Here is a 2,944-nt window from a genome sequence, read left to right as displayed (position 1 = left end):
ACCCGTCCGGCCAGACCGGCGTCCCCTCGTCGTGCCGCAATGTCGAGCAACTGGCCAACGGCTACATCTCGGCCGAGTGCCAGACGCAGGGCGGCTTCCGCTGGAGTTCGATCCGCAGCGTCGACTGCCGCAGCGCCATCACCAACCGGGACGGGGTGCTGAGCTGCAGCGGCGCCACCGCCACCGTCGGCCCGCTGTATCCCGACAATTCCTACGGCTCCGATCAGGGCTATGGCCAGACCTCGGTGCAGGACCAGCCCGGCGGCGTGTTCGGCGCCATCCTCGGCGCCCTGTTCGGCGGACAGGTCGCCGGCCAGGACGACCGGGCGCTCGATGACGACTGGGGCCGCGGCCGCCGCCCTCTCTATGAGCGCCGCGCCGATCTCGACGCCCGCATCGACGCCGGCGTCCGCGACGGCTCGATCAGCTGGACCGAGGCCAATCGCCTGCGGGCCGAATATGAGGCGCTGGTGCAGCTGGAAACCCGCTACGCCGCCGACGGCCGCATGACCACGAACGAGCGCCAGGACCTGCGCGAGCGCTATCGCGCCCTGTCGCAGCGTGTCGGCGACGAGCGCCGCGACGACGACATGGGCTATGGCGACTGGCGTCCGCTGCTCGACCAGCGCGCGGCCTTCTACGCCCGCGTCGACCTGGCCGTGCGCGATCGCCGCCTGAGCCGGACCGAAGGAACCCGCCTGCGCGCCGACTTCGACGCCCTTGCCCGGCTTGAGTCCGACTACCGCCGCGATGGCCTCAGCGCCCGCGAACAGGAGGACCTGAGGATTCGGCTCGCCGATCTGGATCGCCGCGTCGGCGACGTCGCTTACGACGGCGGCTACGGCTACGATTCCCGCGCCGCGGAGATCGAGGCCCGCATCACCGCCGGCGAGCGCAGCGGCGAGTTCAGCCGCACCGAAGCCGCCCGCCTGCGCGAGGAGCTGCGCGACCTGACCCGCCGCTGGGCCGACCTCGAGGCCCGGGTTCAGCTGCGCCGCTAGACCCTTCAGGGGCGGATCGTCTTCCGGGACAATCCGCCCCCGTTGCCGCTAAGCTCCCCGGCGAAGGAGCTTCCGCCGCATGACTGACACCGCGACCGACACCACCCCCGCGCCCGGCAGCCGCTGGCGCCTGATCGGCCCGGGCATCGTCGCGGCGGCGACCGGGGTCGGCGCCGGGGACCTGGTCGCCACCCTGATCGCAGGCTCCATGTTCGGCTACGCCCTGCTGTGGGCGGCGGTGGCCGGGACCCTGCTGAAGATCTCCCTGGCCGAGGCGGTGGGCCGCTGGGCCCTCGCCTCCGGCCGCACCATCTTCGACGGCTGGTCCAGCTTGGGGCCCGGCTGGTTCGGCGGCCGGCTCAACTGGGCCAGCGTCTATTTCGGCGTCTATGTGGTGCTCTGGGGCTTCGTCTACGGGGCCACGGCCATGACCGCCTCGGCCCTGCCGCTGGCGGCGTTGCTGGACGGCACGGCCATGGCCCTCGACCTCAAGACCTGGGCCATGATCTGCGGCGTGGTCGGCCTCGTCCTGGTCTGGTTCAACCGCTATCCGGTGTTCGAAAAGCTGATGACCGGCCTGGTGGCGGTGATGTTCGTCACCGTGGTCGGCCTCGCCGTGATCGTCGCCCCCGACCTGCCGGCCATGGCCCGCGGCCTGATCCCCACCCTGCCGGCGGGGTCGGCCTTCTACACCCTCGGCCTGATCGGCGGGGTCGGCGGCACCATCACCCTGGCCGCCTATGGCTACTGGATCGGCGAGAAGGGTTGGCGCGGCCCCGCCTGGATGCGGGTCATGAAGCTCGACAACGGGGTCGGCTACGCCGTCACCGGGGTCTTCGTCGTGGCCATGCTGATCGTCGGCGCCGAGCTGCTGTACGCCTCGAACATCGCCCTGGCGCGCGGCGACCGCGGCCTGCTCGACCTCGACGCCGTGCTGCGCGAACGCTTCGGCGACGTGGTCGGGGTGATGTTCCTGGTCGGCTTCTTCGCCGCGAGCTTCTCGTCCCTGATCGGCGTCTGGCACGGCGTCAGCCTGATGTTCGCGGACTTCTGGGCCCATATGCGCGGCCGCGCCGACGACGCCTCGGCCAAGGGCGAGGGCAGCCCGGCCTTCCGCGCCTATCTGTTGTGGCTGACCTTCCCGCCCATGGCCCTGCTCTTCATGGACCGCCCGTTCGGCCTGATCGTCGCCTATGGCGCGCTCGGGGCCCTGTTCATGCCCTTCCTCGCCCTGACCCTGATCTGGCTGCTCAACTCCTCGCGCACCCCGGCCGAGTGGCGCAGCGGCTGGCTGTCGAACGGCATGCTGGCGGCGGGGGGACTGTTGTTCTGCGTCCTCGCCGGCCGCGAGCTCATGGGCCTGTTCGGCTAGCTCCGGCGAGTGCTGTTCATCACAGCGGACACGACGAGACACGACGAGCACAACGGGGTCTGTGAGGCTGACGCAGCTGATCTCGCCGTCGATCCGATCAAACGCGGCGAAGCCGCAATCCGGACTCACCAACAAGGCGCCGATCGCGCTGCATCCCCGGTCCCGTCGTGTTCGTTGTGAACCTCGTTGTGTCCGTTGTGATGGACCTCCCGGAGGCCCCTAAAGCAACAGCGCGCCCTCGTGGCGCAGCAGCCAGCCCTTGCGTTCCAGCCCGCCGCCGAACCCGACCAGGGCCCAGTTCCCTGACGAATTGGCCGCCCCCACCACCCGGTGACAGGCCAGAACCAGCGGGATCGGATTGCGGTTCAGCGCCACGCCCGCCGCCTGCGCCGCCCCCGGCTCGCCCGCGCGCCTGGCCATCTCGCCGTAGCTGATGGTGATCCCCGCCGGCACCTCCGCCAGGGCCCGCCACACCCGGGCGTGAAAGCCGTCGCCGGCGACCGCTCCGTCCAGCGACCACGGCGCCCGGGTCAGCGCCTCGCGGTCGCCGTCGAAATAGGCGGCCAGCGTG

General features: G+C 71.2%; 2 protein-coding genes and 1 pseudogene. 2 read left to right on the top strand and 1 reads right to left on the bottom strand.

The genetic code is table 11. The annotated features are described in order from the left end of the window. Both RDU12_RS14460 and RDU12_RS14455 read left to right on the top strand, forming a co-directional pair. Positions 1 to 1,001, top strand: a pseudogene (locus RDU12_RS14460) (hypothetical protein); the annotation flags it as partial. Positions 1,002 to 1,080: 79 nt separating this feature from the next. Next, complete coding sequence (locus tag RDU12_RS14455; RefSeq protein ID WP_300292004.1) at positions 1,081 to 2,373, top strand: Nramp family divalent metal transporter; 1,293 nt, start codon at positions 1,081 to 1,083, stop codon at positions 2,371 to 2,373. 219 nt (positions 2,374 to 2,592) lie between these two features. On the opposite strand, the gene RDU12_RS14450 is transcribed toward RDU12_RS14455, so the two are convergent. Beyond that, the coding region (locus RDU12_RS14450) for an MGMT family protein (protein ID WP_308685326.1) at positions 2,593 to 2,944 on the bottom strand (352 nt) is incomplete at its 5' end.

The organism is Brevundimonas sp. (assembly GCF_031082345.1).
Lineage (GTDB): Bacteria > Pseudomonadota > Alphaproteobacteria > Caulobacterales > Caulobacteraceae > Brevundimonas.
The sequence above is the reverse complement of the archived record's forward strand: the minus strand, read 5'-3'. Positions and strand labels throughout refer to the sequence as shown.